This is a genomic window from Xenorhabdus lircayensis (assembly GCF_016306625.1).
Taxonomy (GTDB): domain Bacteria; phylum Pseudomonadota; class Gammaproteobacteria; order Enterobacterales; family Enterobacteriaceae; genus Xenorhabdus; species Xenorhabdus lircayensis.
Genome location: NZ_JACOII010000038.1, coordinates 101,937 through 122,206, shown reverse-complemented (window position 1 = coordinate 122,206; position 20,270 = coordinate 101,937). Strand labels below are relative to the sequence as shown.

Annotated in this window: 20 protein-coding genes and 1 other RNA gene; 15 read left to right on the top strand and 6 right to left on the bottom strand. The window is 45.5% G+C overall.

Annotation, left to right across the window (positions count from 1 at the left end; genetic code table 11):
* Position 1: 1 nt before the first annotated feature.
* The 4 genes from H8A87_RS11070 to H8A87_RS11055 are packed head-to-tail and all read left to right on the top strand — an operon-like array spanning position 2 to position 3,613.
* Positions 2–1,168 carry a beta-ketoacyl-[acyl-carrier-protein] synthase family protein gene (locus H8A87_RS11070; protein WP_198690022.1) on the top strand — a complete coding sequence of 389 codons (1,167 nt, stop codon included), beginning with the start codon at positions 2–4 and terminating at the stop codon, positions 1,166–1,168.
* A complete protein-coding gene (locus tag H8A87_RS11065; protein WP_198690021.1) occupies positions 1,168–1,644 on the top strand; it encodes an ApeP family dehydratase in 477 nt (158 codons plus the stop codon). The genes H8A87_RS11070 and H8A87_RS11065 overlap by 1 nt, the downstream gene beginning before the upstream one ends.
* Complete coding sequence (locus tag H8A87_RS11060) at positions 1,641–2,372, top strand: 3-ketoacyl-ACP reductase FabG2 (protein ID WP_198690037.1); 732 nt, start codon at positions 1,641–1,643, stop codon at positions 2,370–2,372. The genes H8A87_RS11065 and H8A87_RS11060 overlap by 4 nt, the downstream gene beginning before the upstream one ends.
* Before the next feature lie 11 nt (positions 2,373–2,383).
* Positions 2,384–3,613, top strand: coding sequence for a beta-ketoacyl-ACP synthase (locus H8A87_RS11055; RefSeq protein ID WP_198690036.1), 1,230 nt, complete (start codon positions 2,384–2,386; stop codon positions 3,611–3,613).
* Positions 3,614–3,749: 136 nt separating this feature from the next.
* Here H8A87_RS11055 and dinQ read toward each other — a convergent pair whose 3' ends face one another.
* Positions 3,750–3,881 (bottom strand): damage-inducible type I toxin DinQ, encoded by a 132-nt coding sequence (dinQ, locus tag H8A87_RS20480; RefSeq protein WP_408646909.1) that lies wholly within the window; start codon positions 3,879–3,881, stop codon positions 3,750–3,752.
* Between the two features lie 501 nt (positions 3,882–4,382).
* On the opposite strand from dinQ, the gene H8A87_RS11050 reads away from it, so the two are divergent.
* The 3 genes from H8A87_RS11050 to H8A87_RS11040 all read left to right on the top strand — a co-directional run bounded on the left by H8A87_RS11050 (position 4,383) and on the right by H8A87_RS11040 (position 7,582).
* Positions 4,383–5,552 carry an MFS transporter gene (locus H8A87_RS11050; protein WP_332460355.1) on the top strand — a complete coding sequence of 390 codons (1,170 nt, stop codon included), beginning with the start codon at positions 4,383–4,385 and terminating at the stop codon, positions 5,550–5,552.
* A gap of 258 nt (positions 5,553–5,810) precedes the next feature.
* The gene (locus H8A87_RS11045) at positions 5,811–6,245 is read left to right on the top strand and encodes a GNAT family N-acetyltransferase (protein ID WP_198690020.1); all 435 of its coding nucleotides are present in this window, start codon (positions 5,811–5,813) and stop codon (positions 6,243–6,245) included.
* Between the two features lie 401 nt (positions 6,246–6,646).
* Positions 6,647–7,582: a VirK/YbjX family protein gene (locus H8A87_RS11040; protein WP_198690019.1), complete on the top strand. Its 936-nt coding sequence runs from the start codon at positions 6,647–6,649 to the stop codon at positions 7,580–7,582.
* 34 nt (positions 7,583–7,616) lie between these two features.
* On the opposite strand, the gene H8A87_RS11035 is transcribed toward H8A87_RS11040, so the two are convergent.
* Positions 7,617–8,213 carry a GNAT family N-acetyltransferase gene (locus H8A87_RS11035; RefSeq protein WP_198690018.1) on the bottom strand — a complete coding sequence of 199 codons (597 nt, stop codon included), beginning with the start codon at positions 8,211–8,213 and terminating at the stop codon, positions 7,617–7,619.
* Positions 8,214–8,507: 294 nt separating this feature from the next.
* Between H8A87_RS11035 and H8A87_RS11030 the strand changes: the two genes are divergently transcribed.
* On the top strand, positions 8,508–10,529 hold the full coding sequence (locus H8A87_RS11030) for an oxidoreductase (RefSeq protein WP_198690017.1): 2,022 nt from the start codon (positions 8,508–8,510) through the stop codon (positions 10,527–10,529).
* 65 nt (positions 10,530–10,594) lie between these two features.
* Here H8A87_RS11030 and sstT read toward each other — a convergent pair whose 3' ends face one another.
* The gene (gene sstT / locus H8A87_RS11025; RefSeq protein ID WP_198690016.1) at positions 10,595–11,839 is read right to left on the bottom strand and encodes a serine/threonine transporter SstT; all 1,245 of its coding nucleotides are present in this window, start codon (positions 11,837–11,839) and stop codon (positions 10,595–10,597) included.
* A 687-nt stretch (positions 11,840–12,526) separates the two neighbouring features.
* On the opposite strand from sstT, the gene H8A87_RS11020 reads away from it, so the two are divergent.
* The 5 genes from H8A87_RS11020 (at position 12,527) to H8A87_RS11000 (ending at position 15,097) form a co-directional block, all read left to right on the top strand.
* Positions 12,527–13,195 carry a DedA family protein gene (locus H8A87_RS11020; protein ID WP_198690015.1) on the top strand — a complete coding sequence of 223 codons (669 nt, stop codon included), beginning with the start codon at positions 12,527–12,529 and terminating at the stop codon, positions 13,193–13,195.
* Positions 13,196–13,419: 224 nt separating this feature from the next.
* Entirely contained in the window at positions 13,420–13,734 is a 315-nt protein-coding gene (locus H8A87_RS11015) for a DUF883 family protein (protein WP_198690014.1), read from the top strand.
* A gap of 1 nt (position 13,735) precedes the next feature.
* On the top strand, positions 13,736–14,134 hold the full coding sequence (locus H8A87_RS11010) for a phage holin family protein (RefSeq protein WP_198690013.1): 399 nt from the start codon (positions 13,736–13,738) through the stop codon (positions 14,132–14,134).
* Positions 14,131–14,424 carry a YqjK-like family protein gene (locus tag H8A87_RS11005; protein WP_198690012.1) on the top strand — a complete coding sequence of 98 codons (294 nt, stop codon included), beginning with the start codon at positions 14,131–14,133 and terminating at the stop codon, positions 14,422–14,424. Before H8A87_RS11010 ends, H8A87_RS11005 begins: the two co-directional genes overlap by 4 nt.
* Before the next feature lie 277 nt (positions 14,425–14,701).
* Complete coding sequence (locus tag H8A87_RS11000) at positions 14,702–15,097, top strand: DoxX family protein (protein WP_198690011.1); 396 nt, start codon at positions 14,702–14,704, stop codon at positions 15,095–15,097.
* A gap of 90 nt (positions 15,098–15,187) precedes the next feature.
* Here H8A87_RS11000 and H8A87_RS10995 read toward each other — a convergent pair whose 3' ends face one another.
* Positions 15,188–16,117 (bottom strand): LysR family transcriptional regulator, encoded by a 930-nt coding sequence (locus H8A87_RS10995; RefSeq protein ID WP_198690010.1) that lies wholly within the window; start codon positions 16,115–16,117, stop codon positions 15,188–15,190.
* Positions 16,118–16,231: 114 nt separating this feature from the next.
* On the opposite strand from H8A87_RS10995, the gene H8A87_RS10990 reads away from it, so the two are divergent.
* On the top strand, positions 16,232–16,933 hold the full coding sequence (locus tag H8A87_RS10990) for a pirin family protein (RefSeq protein WP_198690009.1): 702 nt from the start codon (positions 16,232–16,234) through the stop codon (positions 16,931–16,933).
* Between the two features lie 79 nt (positions 16,934–17,012).
* Here H8A87_RS10990 and rnpB read toward each other — a convergent pair.
* Positions 17,013–17,401, bottom strand: an RNA gene (rnpB, locus tag H8A87_RS10985) — RNase P RNA component class A.
* Positions 17,402–17,444: 43 nt separating this feature from the next.
* Entirely contained in the window at positions 17,445–18,335 is an 891-nt protein-coding gene (gene rsmI, locus H8A87_RS10980; RefSeq protein WP_198690008.1) for a 16S rRNA (cytidine(1402)-2'-O)-methyltransferase, read from the bottom strand.
* Between the two features lie 63 nt (positions 18,336–18,398).
* Here rsmI and H8A87_RS10975 point away from each other — a divergent pair, with 63 nt between their 5' ends.
* On the top strand, positions 18,399–20,270 hold the full coding sequence (locus H8A87_RS10975) for a penicillin-binding protein activator (protein WP_198690007.1): 1,872 nt from the start codon (positions 18,399–18,401) through the stop codon (positions 20,268–20,270).

Sequence of the window (20,270 nt, the reverse complement as noted above, 5' to 3'; positions counted from 1 at the left end):
CATGATTTATATTTCAGCCGTGGGTATGCTCAATGCCTTGGGTAATAATGTGGATGAGATTGCGCAGAATCTCGTGCTCGGTCAATCCCCCGGCATGTATGCGCGTTCTGGCTGGCTACAACCCGATAAAACCTGCTGTCTGGGAGGCATTGACGGTGAACTCCCCGCCATTTCTGATGCTCTGTTTAAGCACAACAGCCGTAATAATCGCTTGCTACTGGCTGCTTTGATGCAAATAAAACCCCAGGTGGACGAAACTATCGCCCGCTACGGGCGGGAACGCATCGCAGTGATCATGGGAACCAGCACATCTGGCCTTGAAGAGGGTGATCAACATGTCAGCCGGACAATTCATCAACAACCCGACGAGCATTATCATTATTACCAGCAGGAGCTGGGCGATCCTTCCCGATTCCTTGCCAATTACCTCGGTATTGGTGGGCCTGCGTTTACCATCTCCACGGCCTGTTCATCCAGTTCACGGGCCATTATCAGTGGTCAACGCCTGATTGAAATGGGCATAGTCGATGTGGCAATAGTGGGTGGCGCAGACACACTAAGCCGCATGCCAATCAATGGCTTCAATAGCCTTGAATCACTTTCTCCTACACTGTGTGAGCCATTTTGTGAGAACCGCCAAGGCATTACCATTGGGGAAGCTTCAACGTTAATGCTGCTGACGCGAGAACCCCAGCCGATTGCGCTACTCGGCGCAGGTGAATCCAGTGACGCATGGCATATGTCTGCCCCTCATCCTGAAGGAAAAGGCGCTATCGAAGCCATCAACATGGCATTGGACAATGCAGGATTCTCGCCAGCCGAAATCGGTTATATCAACCTGCATGGAACTGGAACAAAATTAAATGACCAGATGGAGTCCTTCGTCATCAATCAGATTTTTGGCGTAAACACACCGTGCAGTTCAACCAAGTATTTAACCGGCCATACTCTGGGCGCAGCTGGAGCATGTGAAGCCGGACTCTGCTGGCTGCTGCTAACGCGTAACCTGCCTCTGCCTGCCCAAGATTTCTCACGCTCAGGAATAGATACCTCACTGGTTGCTTGTGGCCTGGTAACCCAACCACAGCCACTGGAAAAACCCATTATAATGTCGAATTCTTTTGCGTTTGGTGGAAACAATACCAGCCTGATATTGGGAGTGGCATAATGCCTGACTATTTATCGGTAGATCTTTATCTCCCGCATGAAGCACCGATGGTGTTACTGGAAAAAGTGATCAGTATTTCCAGCGACAATGTTCATTGCCAAGTCACTGTCAGCAACAATGGGGTACTGTCCCCTTTTCTCAATGAAGAAGGCCATCTGCCGGGCTGGTTTGCTATTGAAATCATGGCTCAGACTATCGGTGTCTGGTCTGGTTGGCACCGAAAGGAAAGGAAAGAAGAAGATTCCGCGCTGGGTATGTTACTGGGCGGGCGTGCAGTACGGTGCCAAACGCCTGTTTTCACGCAGGGCAGCGTGCTGGATATCCAAATGAATTTATTACTGCAAGATGAAAAATTTGGCAGTTTTGAAGGTGAAATCAGTTGTAATGGCACTGTACTGGTAACAGGCCGCCTGAACACCTACCAACCTAACAAAACAGAACTTAAAAAATTAATTAAACAGGATGGAGTAGCATAATGCGTTCAGTTCTAGTGACCGGTGCCAGCAAAGGGATCGGCAGGGCGATTGCCTGCCAGCTGGCAGCAGACGGTTTTACTGTCATCGTGCATTATCACCGCGATGCTAAAGGCGCGGAAAAAACACTGGAACAGATTCAAGCAAGCGGAGGCAAAGGCCGTGTGCTGAATTTTGATGTTTCGGATCGCACCACCTGCCGTGAAGTGCTGGAAAAAGATATCGAAACCCACGGTGCTTACTATGGCATCGTCTGCAATGCCGGGATCGCCAAAGATGGCGCGTTCCCAGCTCTGGAAGGCGACGACTGGGACAGTGTCATCCATACCAACTTGGATGGCTTCTACAATGTTATCCATCCCTGCGTTATGCCAATGATCGGCTTACGTCAGGGAGGGCGTATCATCACTCTATCATCCGTGTCTGGTTTGATGGGCAACCGCGGGCAAGTCAATTACAGTGCCGCTAAAGCGGGCATTATCGGGGCAACAAAAGCGCTGGCAATCGAGCTGGCAAAAAGAAAAATCACCGTGAATTGCATTGCGCCTGGGTTGATTGGCACAGACATGATCCAAATGGAAGAGGCCGCCCTGAAAGAAGCCATGAATATGATCCCGATGAAACGCATGGGACAAGTAGATGAGGTTGCTGGTCTTGCCAGCTACTTGATGTCTGACATTGCGGGCTATGTGACCCGTCAAGTCATCTCAATCAACGGAGGAATGCTATGATCCATAAGGACATGACCCAAAGAGTCGTTATCACAGGCATGGGCGGCATCACCGCCTTGGGGCACGATTGGCAATCTGTTTCCGCTGGATTGAAAGCCGGTATCAATACCGTTCAACAGATGCCGGCATGGGCAGAATATGACGGGCTAAATACCCATCTCGGGGCGCCAGTCACGGATTTCATTTTGCCCGAACACTATACCCGCAAACGCATTCGTTCCATGGGACGTGTTTCCCTGATGTCAACACGCGCCACAGAACTGGCCTTAGAGATGGCAGGTTTACTTAATGACCCCATACTGACCCACGGAGAAACAGGCATAGCCTATGGTTCCTCGACGGGCAGTACCAAGCCAGTCAGTGAATTTGCAACCATGCTGACCGAAAAGCACACCAATAACATCACGGGCACAACTTATGTGCAAATGATGCCACACACGACTGCCGTCAACACGGGGCTGTTCTTTGGCCTACGTGGCAGGGTGATCCCAACCTCAAGTGCCTGTACTTCTGGTAGTCAGGCGATTGGTTATGCGTGGGAAGCGATCCGTCATGGCTATCAAACTGTGATGGTGGCAGGCGGGGCCGAAGAATTGTGTCCATCCGAAGCAGCGGTATTTGATACGCTGTTTGCCACCAGCCAAAAAAATGAAGCACCGAAAACCACGCCTTCCCCATTCGATGTTAATCGTGATGGTCTGGTGATTGGCGAAGGCGCTGGCACACTAATCCTTGAAGAACTGGAACACGCCAAAGCGCGTGGTGCCAAGATTTATGGTGAAATCATCGGGTTTGCCACTAACTGTGATGCTTCCCATATCACCCAGCCAAAATCCGAAACCATGCAGATATGTATTGAAATGGCGCTGAAATCAGCGGGCTTACAGCCAGCCGATATCGGTTACATCAGTGCCCACGGTACTGCAACTGATCGGGGAGACGTTGCTGAAAGCCAAGCCACCGCCAATATTTTTAGCAACCAAACGCCGATTTCTTCACTGAAAAGCTATTTCGGCCATACACTGGGAGCCTGTGGCGCCCTAGAAGCATGGCTAAGCCTTGAAATGATGAATGAAGGCTGGTTTGCGCCAACCATCAATCTCAATGAAATTGATCCCGCGTGTGGTGAGTTGGATTACATTATGCACCAGCCTCGTGAAATCCAGACTGAGTTTATCCAAAGTAACAACTTCGCCTTCGGTGGTATCAATACCTCGATTGTGATCCGGCGTTGGGCTTAATTTAGAGGGATTGAAGTCACAAACAAAGAGCTGGGTAAAAACCAACGTCTTATCAGTAAACTGAGATCATTAATAAATATCCAAGGCCACCGGATGGTTAACCCGATGGCCTTAGCTATGTTTCCGTTATCTATATCTATTTCAGAAAGGTACGGATCAATTCTAAAATCGCGACTAACACGTTTAGAACGATGATAGCAGTGTCAATAAAAGCTTTGAATGCTTTCACCCGTTTGCTCCTGTTAGGGAGCACGACTTCCCCAGCCATTGCCTTTACACTGCCTGCCCGGCTGGTTTCCAACTAACATAGCGCAGAGTTTAATACTTAGAGCCGGAAATATCATCTTATAACATGGCTATAAAACAGGCGATACTGTCTGACAGGAAATCAACCAATCACAGGCAAATATTTCTGTTTCAATCCATCCGATTTATAGTCTGTGTTTCGTATCGCACTGACATTCTCCAGTGTGCCTGTGTTGTGATTGCAACCGACTACTTTTTAATCAATTAACATCAGAAAAAGCGTCGTGATTTCAAAGGGTATTCTTCATAAATCTTTTCATTCATGAGTATCAGTTTTTCTCATTGTATCTCTTTGTCAGAAACGGCTATAGTCCGCACCACTCAAGGTCATTGAGTGACTTACCTACTGCTTAAATCACCAAGATATATTCCAGTCCTTGGCATATATCGTGGTCGCCGTTCGGCAAGATTTTGATGGGAAGCAGCGCATTTCTGGTTAATTTTTTATGTGGAGACGACAGTAGTGAAACTGCTGCGCAATAATGACAGTGCATTTGTACCTGTCGCGGGCTTGACTGTTTTTGCAATTTCTTCCGGTTACCTCATGAGCTTAATTCCTTTATCGATGGCAAGTTTCAGCATCGATACGGTTTATGCCAGTTGGTTAGCCAGTGCGTATTATATCGGTCTATTAATAGGCTCAATGATGATTGAACCTGTTATTGCGAAAATAGGTCACCGTCTTTCATTTATTGTTTTTTTGTTGCTTTTGGCAGCGACAGTGATTGTATTACCTTTTTTCCCAAATAAAGAAATCTGGCTGTTTGTTCGTTGTCTGGCAGGTATCGCCGTTGCCGGGGTCTTTGTCGTGGTCGAATCTTGGCTGTTGATTGGCGATAATCCCAAAGAGCGCGCCAAGCGCCTAAGTTTTTACATGACGTCACTCTATGGTGGAACAACTCTGGGTCAGTTGTTGATTGGGCCTATTGGCACTCAGGGTATGATTCCCTTTATCGTGATTTCAGTTCTGCTGCTGTTAGCGGTTTTGCCTCCATTACTCGTGCGTCACGGGCAACCTCCCGCGCTTCATCATCAGAGTTTAACACTGAAAAAAATCACCCAATTCAGTAAGCCAGCAATCGTTGGCTGTATGGCATCCGGAATTGTCATGGGCACTATCTACGGCTTAATGCCTTTGTCGTTAAGTCAAAGTAATTTCAGTACCGATCAGGTCGGTATATTAATGGCAGCCATTATTTTGGGTGGAATGGCCATACAGCCGATTATCAGTAAGCTGTCTGTCATCATGAACAAAACTGTTCTACTGACGATGGTTTCATTATTGGGCGTGTTCGCCGTGGGAATGACGTATCTCTTTGAACATTATGTTGTGATGATCGTGTCATTGGCACTATTGGGGATGTCTTCTTTTGCGCTGTACCCCATTGCTATCACCCTCGCCTGTGACAAGCTGGATTCGTCCTATATTGTAGCGGCAAGCCAAGTGATGTTGTTAAGTTACAGTATCGGTTCCGCAACTGGCCCGCTGTGTGCAGGGCATTTTATGCTTCAACACTATTTTAGTGTTCAACATAATGGATTACTCAGTTTCTTCTTTATTGTCTTGTTGGCTACCGCGATTTATATGCTACTAGCGAGTTTGCGCCGCAAAGACAGAGTATTGGCAAGCTAAGGCAGAATAATCTGGATCCGTATGGAAGCACCGCAACCTGCGGTGTAGTGGCTTTCTGGAACTGATATTAGAGCACAGGATAGCCTGACGAGATAATGCAACCATACCAGTATCATTGACAATGCTGAGCATATACTTGCCAAGAATATAGGAACAATTAATTTTGCCAACCAAATTGCATTGCATTATTTTTGCTTTAAGATAGCCGCAAAAATCTTCAACCTGAAACCGAAAACAGTAAAAATATGGAGGTATTAAATGCAAATACAGCAAGCCAACAAAACTGATTTTTCGACATTAATTCAGATTTGGGAAGCCTCTGTACTTGCCACTCATGATTTTCTGCCTAAAGCCATGATTGAAATTTTGCGCCCACAGATCCTTAACGATTACCTGCCCAATCTCACTGTTTATAAGGCCGTGGATGAGCAACATAATATCGTAGGATTTATCAGTACCGCTCAACATCGCGTGGAAATGCTATTTGTGTTACCACAAGCTCGGGGGACAGGGATCGGTAAGATGTTGCTAAAGTTTGCCATTGATGCGTTACAGATCAACGAATTGGATGTAAACGAACAAAACATACAAGGTGTTGGCTTCTATCAGCATATGGGATTTCAGGTTTTTTCCCGCTCAGAGCTTGATGGGCAAGGAAATCCGTTTCCGTTATTGCATATGAAACTAGCTTGAGAGCGTTTTCCCTGCATTCAACTCTTCTCAATAAAAACTCAATCATGAGTGTTAAGACCCTCAGAATGTTAAAGATCGTTTTGAAGGTTTCTGGGGAATGAAGAGCAGCCTTTCTGCAAAAAATTAAAACTTATCCTTTTCTTATAAATAGATTACAAAAAGAACAATCATTAATTAAAATAAATAAATCGCAATTCATTCACAAAACAAATAGCCAAATGGAGGTAAATCTTATTGTAATAAGATTTAAAAATAATAATAAAAGGGAATAAATTCTTACATAAAAATAAATAAACTTAAAGTAATGGAATATTTTGTAAACATCTGAGTAAATTTTGATAAATCAATGGTACAATCACGATAGTATCAGTATTTTTTATCTCTCTTAAGTTTGGTCATTAATGAATTATTTACAACAACCTAGTTCTTCAGGAATGAAGCTATTTGCCGATCTTGTCGGCAAACGTGTTACTCCTGGGGAACACTGGCACTCCTCCAGTAATCGTACTAAATTTGCGCTGCGCAGCATCCTGACACCAGTTTCTACATTGAAGCTCTTGGATAGTCTTGCCAAAACACCACTGTATTTGGATATTTTGAAAAAGCAACCAAGTTTGCCTTGCAAATTACATCGTCCCTATTTAAGCATTAACTTTAAGCGCAAACAGATTGTCTGTGCGCTGAATGAACATTACCAGTTATTATTCAGACAATTAGAACCAGCCATTATTAGTAGAATATTTGATGTTCATGCTTATTTACTGGCAACGATTCAAGGAAAGAATGAATCATTTATGATATATATTGATTCATTGGATAATCTGAATAAAGAAGGTGAGCTTTCTTTATATATTACCACCGAAGAAAATGTCATTCTGGCAAAGTGTGCATTCACTTTATTGACGAGCGATGGTAAACAAACTTTATTTATTGGTGTATTACAAGGGCCAACCAAAGGGGATAATTCTCTGGAAATTATCCGTCATGCGACCAAAGAATGTTATGGGTTATTTCCCAAACGTCTATTGATTGAAGCCATTTGTCGTTTTGCCGAACATGTGAATTGTGAACAGATCTTGGCGGTCAGTAACGAAACTCATATCTACCGCAGCATCCGTTATTGGCATAAGAAGAAGAATCAGATGGTGGCCGATTATAATTCCTTCTGGGAATCCCTGAGCGGAATCAGAAAGGAAAATAATGACTTCCATTTGCCATCAACCATAGAAAGAAAATCTCTGGATGATATCCCCAGTAAAAAACGCGCCGAGTATCGTCGTCGTTATCAATTACTGGATGAACTGGAAAACAACATCAGGGCATCCCTTACTGCCTAATCCCCCAGTCAGGAAGGAATACCCAGTCTGGCATTTAACGCGGCTTCGCCATTAACCATGTAAGGTGAGTTTTGATGGCGGGCCACTCATTGAGAAGAATGCTATAAACACAAGTATCCCGTATTGAACCATCTTTGGCACGCGAGTGATTGCGCAAGATGCCATCCAGTTTTGCCCCCAACCGCTCAATTGCCCTGCGACTCTGGTGATTCAGGAAATGGGTACGGAATTCCACCGCAATACACTCCAGTTCTTCAAATGCATATTGCAACAATAGCAATTTTGCTTCCGTGTTAATGGAAGTGCGTTGAACAGAACGCGCATACCATGTCGAGCCAATTTCCAATCTGGGAATCCTGGCATCAATATTCATATAAGTCGTCATCCCAACAGCCAGACCCGTTGCATTATCGATGACAGTAAAAGGCAGCATACTGCCCTTGGCATGCAGGGCTAAACGTCGCTCAACCTCCGCATGAACATTTATAGGGTCAGGTACACTGGTATACCACAATTTATGTAATTGCCCATCTTCAATGGCCCGAACAAATTCATCATGCCTATCATGTGCCAAAGGCACTAGGGTCACACTGTTTTCTGTCAACGTGACCCAATCAGTTATTTTTTTCATATTCATTATTCTACCATCGTTGAAGAATACATTGGCAGTATGCATAGTTAAGAAATACACAGTAATCATAAATAAGAAGCATTTCCATACCCAATAGACTCTTATTCAAATGCCATTGATGTTCGATTTCATGATACTTGTCACAATCACTTAACAAAGTGATTCCAATCAAGCCGGAACCGTCTAAATTTGATAATCATCTCATCCGACCACTTAGCCATAGCCAAGTGAAGGATCTAATCTATACAAAAAAATAATACTTTTTAAGCTACCAAATATTTGATGGAGAATGCAATGAGCAACTACCCTCACCTGCTTACACCGCTGGATTTGGGCTTTACCACACTGAAAAACCGTGTATTGATGGGATCAATGCATACGGGGCTTGAGGAACATCCCGACGGCACCCAACGGTTAGCCCAGTTCTATGCAGAACGGGCGGCTGGTGGCGTTGCATTGATTGTGACAGGCGGTATTGCCCCAAACCCGCAGGGCGTTGTTACAGCTGGTGCAAACATCCTGAATAGTGAAGATTCCCTGCCTCACCATAAACTCATTACGGATGCTGTACATCAGGCTGGAGGGAAAATTGCCCTGCAAATTCTGCATGCGGGGCGTTACAGCTATCAGAAAAGTCTTGTCGCGCCCTCCGCTATTCAAGCCCCCATTAACCCTTTCATGCCCCGTGAAATGTCTGAGGAAGATATCCAGCAAACAATCAAGGAGTTCGCCCGCTGTGCTCAACTTGCACAACAGGCGGGCTATGACGGCGTTGAAGTCATGGGATCAGAAGGCTATCTCATCAATCAGTTTCTAGTCGCTCGTACGAATCATCGACAGGATCAATGGGGCGGTGCCTTCGAAAACCGCATGCGCTTTGCTTTGGAAATTGTTAAAGCCGTCCGCGCCATCACGGGAGAGCGCTTTATCATTATCTATCGTCTCTCTATGCTGGATTTAGTTGAAGATGGCTCTAACTGGCAAGAGATCGAGCAACTGGCATTGGAGATTGAAAAAGCGGGTGCGTCAATCATCAATACTGGGATTGGCTGGCATGAAGCCCGCATCCCAACGATTGCAACTATGGTGCCCAGAGCCGGATTCAGTTGGGTAACTCAAAAATTAATGGGGAAAGTCAGCATCCCTTTAATTACCACCAACCGCATCAATGATCCCCAAGTGGCCGAACAAATTCTCAGTGAAGGTTGTGCCGATATGGTTTCCATGGCGCGCCCTTTCCTTGCTGATGCCGAATTTGTATTGAAGGCCGAGCAAAACCGAGCTGACGAAATCAATACCTGTATCGGTTGCAACCAAGCCTGTCTGGACAGAATATTTGTCGGCAAGCTGACCTCGTGTCTGGTCAATCCACGCGCCTGTCATGAAACCGAATTCATTGCCACTCCCGTAAAAGCGCCCAAAACCATCGCCGTCATCGGGGCGGGGCCTGCGGGATTATCCTTTGCAGTCACGGCGGCCAGCCGGGGGCATCATGTCACGCTATTTGAGCGTGACAACCGAATTGGCGGGCAATTTAATATCGCCAAACAAATCCCCGGCAAAGAAGAGTTTCATGAAACCTTACGCTATTTTGATCGCCAATTGGCATTGAATGGTGTCGATGTTCGCCTCAACCATACCGCAACTGCCGAGCAGCTTTCATCGTTTGATGAAATCGTCATCGCGACAGGCATTACACCACGTACCCCCGATATTGACGGCATTAGTCATGAAAAAGTGCTGACTTACCTTGATGTATTGAAACACAAACGACCAGTGGGAAAACGTGTCGCCATTATCGGCGCTGGGGGAATTGGCTTTGATACCGCAGAATACTTGAGCCAAGGCGGACAAAGCACCAGCTTGAGCAGTCATGCGTTTAGCCATGAATGGGGAATTGATCAGACAATTATGTATCGAGGCGGATTACGCCCAGAAGGCGTACAGGTAGAACGCTCTCCGCGGAAAATTTATCTGCTGCAACGCAAAGATACCAAAGTTGGTGACAGTTTGGGGAAAACCACTGGCTGGGTGCATAGAGCCAGCCTGTCAATGCGGGGAGTAAAAATGTTAAACAGCGTTCAATATCTGAAAATTGATGATCAAGGGCTGCATATCCGTCGTGGTGATGAGCAACAATGTCTTGAAGTGGATAACATCATTATTTGCGCAGGACAGGAGCCACTGAAAGAGCTTTACCAACCGTTACAGGAAATGGGGAAAAATGTGCATGTGATTGGTGGAGCTGATGTCGCAGCGGAGTTGGATGCCCGCAGAGCAATCGATCAGGGGGCTCGGTTAGCGCTTAAGGTTTAATAAATAAAGTCTACGGTGATAATGCGTACTCAACGCATTATCACCGTTTTTATTTCAGTTAACGATTAACGCTGTGCCAATTGATCAGACATTATGCGGGCATCTTCTGCCTGACAAGCGGCTGCGGTAAACAGCACATCAGTAGAAGAGTTCAAACCCGTCTCAGCAGAATCCTGCAATACACCAATGATCAAACCGACAGCAACGACCTGCATGGCGATTTCATTGGTAATACCAAACATGCTGCATGCCAGCGGGATCAACAATAATGAGCCGCCCGCAACGCCCGATGAGCCACATGCCGCAATGACAGAAACTACACTCAGCAATATCGCCGTAGGAATATCCACGGCCATGCCCAGCGTATTCACCGTCGCCAGAGTCAACACGGTAATGGTCACTGCCGCCCCCGCCATATTGATGGTTGCCCCCAGAGGAATAGACACGGAATAAGTATCCTCATCTAGGTTCATGCGACGACACATTGCCATATTCACGGGAATATTAGCTGCGGAGCTGCGGGTAAAGAACGCAGTAACACCACTTTCACGCAGGCAGCCAAAAACCAGCGGATAAGGATTGCGACGGATTTTCCAGTAGACAATCAGTGGATTGATGACCAAAGCAACGATAATCATGCAGCCAATCAGCACTGTTAATAGGTGGACATAACTGAGCAGGGCTTCAAATCCGGTTGTGGCAATCGTTGAAGAAACCAGCCCGAAAATGCCGATAGGTGCCAGACGGATAACAACACGCACAACCTGTGTCACCGCCCCTGACAGATCTTGAATCAGTGCCTTAGTCGATTCATTGGCATGACGTAAGGCAACGCCCAAGCCAATTGACCATGCCAGAATCCCAACATAATTCCCCTTCAATATCGCATCAATCGGGTTAGCGACTACATTGAGCAACACCCCTTCTATCACTTCAATGATATTTTCAGGTGGGGACATCTGAGTCTCATTCGTCACTAGCGTCAGTGTCGATGGAAACAGCATACTGCCAATCACGGCGACAACCGCTGCGAGGAATGTTCCTATCAAATACAAGAACAGAATCGGGCGGATGTTGCTTTTCTGGCCCGCCTTATGATTCGCAATTGAGGACATGACCAATACCCACACCAAAACAGGAGCTACCGCTTTCAGTGCTCCTACAAAGAGTGTCCCTAACAGTTCAACCGACTTAGCAGTGGAAGGCGCCAACCACGCCAGTAATATCCCCAGTATTAGTCCGATTAAGATTTGTTTTACTAGACTTCCCTGTGCAATATATTGCACAAAACCTTTTTGTTGTTTTTCCATAGTCTATCCATTTGGTATTTTTGACTCGTTGAGCCTGATATTTTTGTGTTTGCTTTCCCAGTATAGGGAAATTAAGAGAACGACAAAGCATAATTAGTTGCAATATACAGAGAACACAATATTTGATAACAAATCGATTACATTTGTGTGATCAAAACGGCAATTTTCCCATCATAATCACTTCATGACGCCATAGACAGCACAATGAAAAAAATGACAATTACCCTTTTTATTCATGTAATTATATGAATGTCCCACTTTCAATAATAAGCGTAGATTGTTTATCTGCCACTAATAACACGGATTAATTACTTTTCGCCATTAACCAACTAATTGGAGGAGATTTGACTGACAAGAAACATAAATTCAATCCACTCACATAATAAATTGGTCGTTATTGCTATTTTTGAAAACTTTATCAAGTCATTAATCGATTGATACAGCTAGATGAGATTACTTTTACCTTTAGGTAAATGTTCAATTGATCAACAAAATTTTCTGTCTCGCTACTGCTGATTTTGTTAAAGTGTGCCAGTCAATCTTTATGCCATCTTGAAGGGATTTCGAGAGCATTTTATGACAATCGGTATTTAATACTTTGTGTTTGCAAAATATCCAACAGAAATAAACCATAAATGCACCATAAAAGTAAGATGCAATCCTTAACCCGCGTTTTAGGAACATTTGATGGAAATTGTAACAGACCTTATTTATGCACTTTGGCACCAAGATTACGAAACACTAGCTAACCCATCGTCAGTATGGGCAATCTATATTCTGCTATTTACCATCCTGTTTCTGGAAAATGGGATATTACCTGCGGCGTTTTTACCGGGCGATAGCCTATTGATACTCGTTGGCGTCTTAATCGCAAAAGAAACCATGAGTTTTCCTGTAACATTGGCCATTCTCACCGTCGGAGCAAGTCTCGGCTGCTGGGTTGGGTATCTTCAGGGGCGATGGCTTGGCAATACGAAATTAGTTCAGGGCTGGTTGTCACACCTTCCCGCACATTATCATCAGCGCGCACATAACTTATTCCATCGTCATGGCTTATCCGCGTTGCTGATAGGCCGTTTCCTTGCTTTTGTCAGAACCTTGCTGCCAACACTGGCCGGCCTTGCGGGGTTGAATAATGGACGTTTTCAAATATTCAATTGGCTCAGCGGGTTCCTGTGGGTAACTATTCTAACAACATTAGGTTATGCACTCGGTAAAAGCCCCCTGTTCCGCCAGTACGAAGAGTATTTGATGAATTTTTTGGTGCTATTACCACTGGGTCTGTTACTTATTGGCTTAATTGGCAGTCTGGTAGTCATTTGGCGCAAGAAACGCACCAATAATCCCCTACCGTAATCCTTCATGTTGCCCTGTGGTATTCGGAGAAAATATACCACAGGGCATTACTCTCCCTACCCATTTCACCTTGTCCATTAAGCTGCCCTGCCCATCCACTTCAATCAGTATTTAAGATTAATTTGCAAAATATTGTGACAATCTTTCATCTATTCTCCCTTTAAACTCCTTATAAAAGCGACTATGTTAGAAGCTCGTCCATCGTATATTTAAGGAGATAGGTAATGCCACAGAAGAAAAGCCCTGAAGACTCTGAAGATTTACGAGCTGAGTTGCAATCCCTTGCAGACACTCTGGAAGAAGTTCTCAATAACTCCAGTGACAAATCCAAGGCTGAACTGGAAAAACTACGCAGCAAAGCGGAAAAAATGCTGAAAGATGCGCGGGTTACACTCAGTGATGCTAGCGATAAGCTGGTAGATCAAACCAAAGAAATTGCCGTTCATGCGGATAGTTATGTTCGTGAAAATCCGTGGACCAGTGTCGGTATCGGAGCGGCTGTTGGCGTTGTATTAGGTATCCTGCTGTCAAGGCGCTGAGATGACTCAATCCCCCCACTCGCAAGGCCCTGGAAAAGGGCTCTTTGATACTTTACGGCGAGGAGCAGCAATTGTTGTTCGTATGGTTGAAACCCGTATCCAGCTCGTTGCTGTTGAGTTGGAGGAAGGTACAGCAACGCTGGTACAACTGCTGTTGATGGTAGGGTTTACATTGTTATTCGCGGGCTTTGGTCTGATGTGCCTGTTAATACTGATATTCTGGGCCATCGATCCTGCCTACCGGATAACGGCAATGGCTATTACTGCCGGAATTTTACTGTTTCTCGCCGTGTTTACTGCAATATGGACGATCAAAAAAGCCCGAAAGCTGACGTTTCTTAACGCAACCCGCGAACAACTGAATATTGATCGCAAAATGCTGGAGGATGATCCATCATGAATAAATCGTGGCGTCATCAGCGAAAGTTACGAAAACAGCGGCTATTAAACGAGATCCAGCAACAACGGCAGTCACTCTCTATATACAGCCAACACTGGCTTGAAATCACACAACCTTATGATAAAGGTTGGCAAACCCTGCTTGCCTTCAAACCGTATGTTGCTATTGGTTCTGGCATTGCCCTGTTTTATGGCCTATGCTACCCCAAAAAATTTTATCGCTGGTCACGCCATATGATCAGCATCTTAGGGATCATGAAAATAGTACGAAATACACTATATAAAGGTTAGCTAGGATAAAGGTTAACCATAATAAGCGTTAATCACGCTAACACTGATTGTGCAACTTTGGCTCTTATTCAAATCTCTTTCCGCATGCTGAAGAATCCCTTCAAAAAAACTGCATAAAATTGTTAATATTCCTTACTATCAACGAATAACACCTCTCCTTAGAATACCTCCCATCAGATAATGATTAATAAATTGTGCCTTTTTGTTCATTTATTGGTCATTTAAATCTAAACAAACAACTTATTTATCGTTACCCGCGGTATCCTTGGAGACATTCATGAAAAAATTTGAAGATAGTGGCCTGTTGGCCGCCCGCATTTTAATATCTGTTCTTTTTATTATCGCGGGGTATGGAAAATTGGGTGATGCCTATGCGGGAACACAAGCCTTTATGGAAGCCATGCAGGTGCCAGGCATTTTACTGCCACTGACTATTTTACTTGAACTTGGCGGTGGGCTTGCTGTGATGTTCGGCCTGCTGACCCGTACTACGTCAGTATTTATATTCATTTTTTGTATCCTGACAGCCATTCTGTTCCACAATGATTTTTCAGATGGCATGAACATGACGATGTTCCTGAAAAATTTCTCCATCGGCGCGGGCTACCTGATGCTGGCCATGATGGGGCCAGGCAGATTCAGTATCGACGGTGCATTGAAGAAAAACTGGTAATTCTCCTTTTATTAGCTGCAGCTTTAAATCGATTAGAAAAGCCCCTTGCTGTTTATTCGCAGCAAGGGGCTTTTCTTTATCTTACGTAGTTTATTTTTTCGTTCGAGTTATTGGTTCATAAACAACCCGGTTCATAAACAATTTAGGAATTTCACGCAGGCACCAAGACTTGGCTTCTCCCATGCTATCGCGCCGCCATGCCATGATAATGTTGGTTTCATGGCTATATTCCGAACCAACGACCCGCAAGCGGCCTTCGGCAATATCCTGTTCTACCATCGGGTATGGCATCGTTGCCACTCCCAATCCTGCCAAAAGCGCACGGCGCTTGTCTTCCAGCGAACTTACCGTCAGGCGAGATTGTTTATCCAATAATTGAACCGTCAGCACAGGGCGTTCCCTTGCCGTATCAGCTACGGCTATCCCACGGTACTTCACTCGCGTGGAATCAGACAAAGGTTCAGGTTCCTGATGGATAGGGTGATCCATGCTGGCAACATAGACATTGTTTATGGAATAAAGTTTACGTGAGTTCACTTCTGCCGAGGCCCTGAAATGAAGATCTGGCGCAATCACAATATCAGCATATCCCGTTCCCAAACGTTCCCAAGCCCCTGCCAATACTTCTGTTATTAACGAAAGCTGTGTATTCGATTTATTCGCCAATCTATCCACAAGGGGGAAAAGGGATGCAATCGGAAACAGGGCTTCACACACAATAGTCAGGTGCGTTTCCCAACCACGGGCCAGCGCTTCCGCATCTGCCGTCAGTTTATCCGCAGCCTCAAGCAATAACCGGCCCCGCTCCAGTAACATCCGGCCAACATTGGTAAATTTCGTGCGATGGCCAGAACGATCAAACAACACTACATCCAGCTCTTCTTCCAATTTCTGCATGGTATAACTCAATGCGGAAGGAACCCGCCCCAATTCATCTGCCGCCGCCGCAAAACTTCCCCGTCGGTCTATCGCATCCATGACCCGCAGGGATTCCAATGTAAGCGCACGTTCTTTGCCCATATTTTTCTCAATCAGGAATTTTGAATATAGTCACCAGATTAACTGGCTAACATTTCAACGTCCAGATAATTAGGATCGAGATTAATAGGTCTATTGGTTAACGAGATGACAGTTATGATAATAACGAGAACAGCCAATCAATGCGGAACAGCCGATTATGGCTGGTTACAAGCCCGCTATACTTTTTCATTTGGTCACTATTTTGACCCGAAATTTTTGAACTACCGAGCACTACGCGTTCTTAATCAGGAAATTTTAGCGCCGAAAGCCGAATTTCAGCCCAAATCTTACCCTCATGTTGATATTTTGAATATTATCCTGCAAGGAGAAGCCCAATATCATGATAGCGAAGGAAACCATATCTACGCACAACAAGGTGATTGTCTGCTGTTTTCTGCCCGTCAGGGCATTAGTTACAGTGAACATAACCCCAGCGACAAAATACCACTGACACGGCTGCAACTCTGGCTTAATGCCTGTCCCCAGCAAGAAACACAACCATTACAACGCAAGGTTCTGCCAAATAGGCCATTAACATTGCTGGCCTCTCCGACATCAGAAAACAACAGCATGCATCTGCGCCAGCAGGTATGGATAAGCTACCTTGTGGTCAAAAACCGTGATAACCAAATTTTGTCTTTACGGGGCAAGCATGCCTATCTGCAATCCATCAGTGGCAATGCGAGGATTAATGGCAACAAAAATAGTGACCTTGAGATTAAATGTGGAGATGGTGTATTTATTCAGGAAGAACAGGAAGTGATATTGCAGGCGGACCCCCTATTTCGGGGCCTGTTAATTGATTTGGCTGACTGATTACCCCTGATGCGGTGTCAATTTCGTCTTACCAAAAAATAAATAAGCCCTATAAAGCAGATGCTTTATAGGGCTAAATTTGTGAAGTTGACCGATAAGCCGGGTTCTGTCTTGGACAGCCATTCATCTAGGCCAGCACTTGCGCACTGGCTCAAGCAACCTACCCGGGTTCGATACGGGCCGTACCATGTGAACCTCTATTTGGTCTTGCTCCGGGTGGAGTTTACCGTGCCACGGACTGTTGCCAGCCGCGCGGTGCGCTCTTACCGCACCCTTTCACCCTTACCTGATCCCAAACTTGTTTTTGCAAACAAAAATGGGCCATCGGCGGTTTGCTCTCTGTTGCACTGGTCGTAGGCTTTCACCTCCCAGACGTTATCTGGCACCCTGCCCTGTGGAGCCCGGACTTTCCTCCCCTTTACTTCTCCCGAAGGTGAGCGGTAAAGCGGCGACTGTCTGGTCAACTCCGGCGCGGATTATAAGAGGTTTAATGCCCAATGTATAGGGATTTTCACGCGTCTTCTTCAATTTGATCAAGGGCTGAGTTTTGATCAAGGGTATAGCGGTACAGGGCATTCTTCTTCACACCGTGGATCTCTGCCGTCAGTGCCGCAGCTTTTTTCAATGGCAGCTCTTTTTGCAGCAATGCCAGTGTCCGCAGAGCTTCCGGAGGCAAGCTATCGTCCGCAGGTTTGCGATACCCTTCTACAATCAACACCATTTCTCCCCGACGGCGAGTTTCATCTTCCCTAATCCACTCCAGAAGCCTGCCAGCGGGCATTCCTTGAATGGATTCCCACGTTTTGGTCAGTTCCCGTGCCAGCACGACATAACGATCTGCGCCCCATACTTCTACAATATCTTCTAAACTGTCCAACAGACGATGTGTCGATTCGTAGAAGATCAGCGTTCGCGACTCTTGCGTCAACTCACGCAAAGTATCCTGACGCCCCTTGCTTTTTGCAGGCAGGAAGCCTTCATAGCAAAAACGATCGGAAGGCAGACCCGCAGCAGACAGCGCTGTAATCGCTGCGCAAGGGCCTGGCAGTGGAACCACCTTGATACCGGCTTCACGACAACGACGGACAAGATGATAGCCTGGATCGTTGATCAAAGGCGTACCCGCATCAGACACCAACGCGATGCTTATCCCTTGTTCCAGTTTCGCAATTAATTGATCTGCTTTCTGCTGTTCATTATGATCATGAAGTGCGAACATGCGCGCATTAATGGCAAAATGTTGAAGCAACAAGCCAGTATGTCGCGTATCTTCGGCTGCAATCAGATCGACATGTTTAAGAACTTCAAGAGCACGCTGAGTAATATCCCCCAGATTTCCAATAGGGGTTGGCACAACATATAGCGTGGATGTCGTAACCACTGCTCGATTGGTTTGATTCATTGTTTCATCCGAATGACCGATTTAAAATTGAGCATCTTTGAAAAAAACATCACTGGATACAGTATGCTTCCCTCAATTCTTGTGCGTTTCAAAACTGGTTTAGTCTACACAGCGCTGCTGTCGACTATGATTATTGCAGGGTGTACCACGCCCGAACAGCAAGGGCAACCAACTTCTAAGCCTCAGGATAATATCAGCGCAGAGATTAACCGCTATCAAGCCATTATTGACGCAGCCCAGAATCAACCCTCATTGGATGTTATCCGCGCTTACATTGCACTGGAAACCTATTTATCGGAACACCATGCAACAGACGAAGCAGCCCGCCAGAAAAACATTGATGAGACATGGCAGTTACTGACGAATCTTTCTCCACAGCAACTCAGCGAATTGGTGATTAATGCCAATGAATATACGTTGCAGGGCTGGCTTGATTTACTCAATACCTACCAGACTAATAAGCAAGATCTCGATAAATTGCGTTCCGCCATCCATGATTGGCAAATCCGCTATTCAAACAACCCTGCTGCACGTAGTTTACCCACGGCATTGCAAAAAATGCTGCAAAAAACAAAGGACAGCCGAGCCACAATTGGGTTATTACTGCCTTTGAGCGGTCAGGCAAAAGTGTTCGGTGAAGCTATTCGTCAAGGTTTCCTTGATGCACAAAAAGGATTGCCAAAGCCGTCATTGCCTATGAATGTCACCGATTCAAGCAATACAACCAATACCGAACTACCCAATGCAGCAAACGCCGACACTTCAAATTCAGAAAATACTGATGTTGCCACTACGGCATCAACATCCTCTGCGATTAATGAAGCCCCCATCAACGATCAAGCTGTAAAAGTCTATGACACTAACAGCCAGCCACTCGCCAATCTGCTGGCACAAGCTGAACAAGATGGTGTCACATTGGTTGTCGGGCCATTGCTGAAACCCAATGTGGAACAGTTGGCACAGATTGAGACTCCATTGAATATTCTGGCTCTGAATGAGCTAGATGTGCCTCAAATGCAGGCAAATATCTGTTATTTTTCACTGTCTCCTGAAGATGAAGCGAAAAATGCTGCCATGCATATCTGGCAACAGCAGAAGCTTAATCCTCTAGTGTTAATCCCTCGTACTGACTTAGGCACTCGGGTTGCAAAAGCCTTTGCAGGCGAATGGCAAAAACTGGGAGGGCAGAGGGTATTGCAACAATCTTTTGGAACGCCGGGCGAAATGAGGCAATCCATGAACCGTGGCGTTGGCATTCGCCTGTCTGGCACACCAATTCCTGTCAGTACCTCCATGCCAGATGCAGCGATAGATCAGACCAATGCGAATACGTCGGTTATTTCCACAAACTCTGCCAATGGCCCAGTAGATGCCGTTTACATTGTCGCAACAACGGACGAACTGACCATCATCAAGCCAATGATCGATATGGCAATCAGCTCCCGTAAAAAACCTGCGCTCTATGCCAATTCACGCAGCAATAAATCAGGCTCAGGCCCAGATTTCCGTTTAGAGATGGATGGTATGCAATTTAGTGACATCCCATTATTAACGGGCATGAATGTGCCGTTGATGCAGCAAGCTGCCAAAAAATTTGCTAATGATTACTCCTTGATGCGCCTCTACGCAATGGGAATAGATGCATGGTCACTGGCTAATCAGTTTACGCAAATGCAGCAAGGCGCGGGGTTCAGCCTGAATGGTGCCTCGGGAGAGCTTTCCGTCACGGATAATTGCACCATCTTGCGCCAATTACCTTGGATGCAGTTCAATAACGGGCGTATTACGATCGAAAATCGCACCGATAATACTAATCATATGGAAAGTATCAATCATACTGACAGTACTAGTAACACTGGCAGTGTGAATAATCCCGATGGCTTGAATGATTCAGATCGCCTGAATCATTCTGGTCACAGTAATGCGGTACAATAA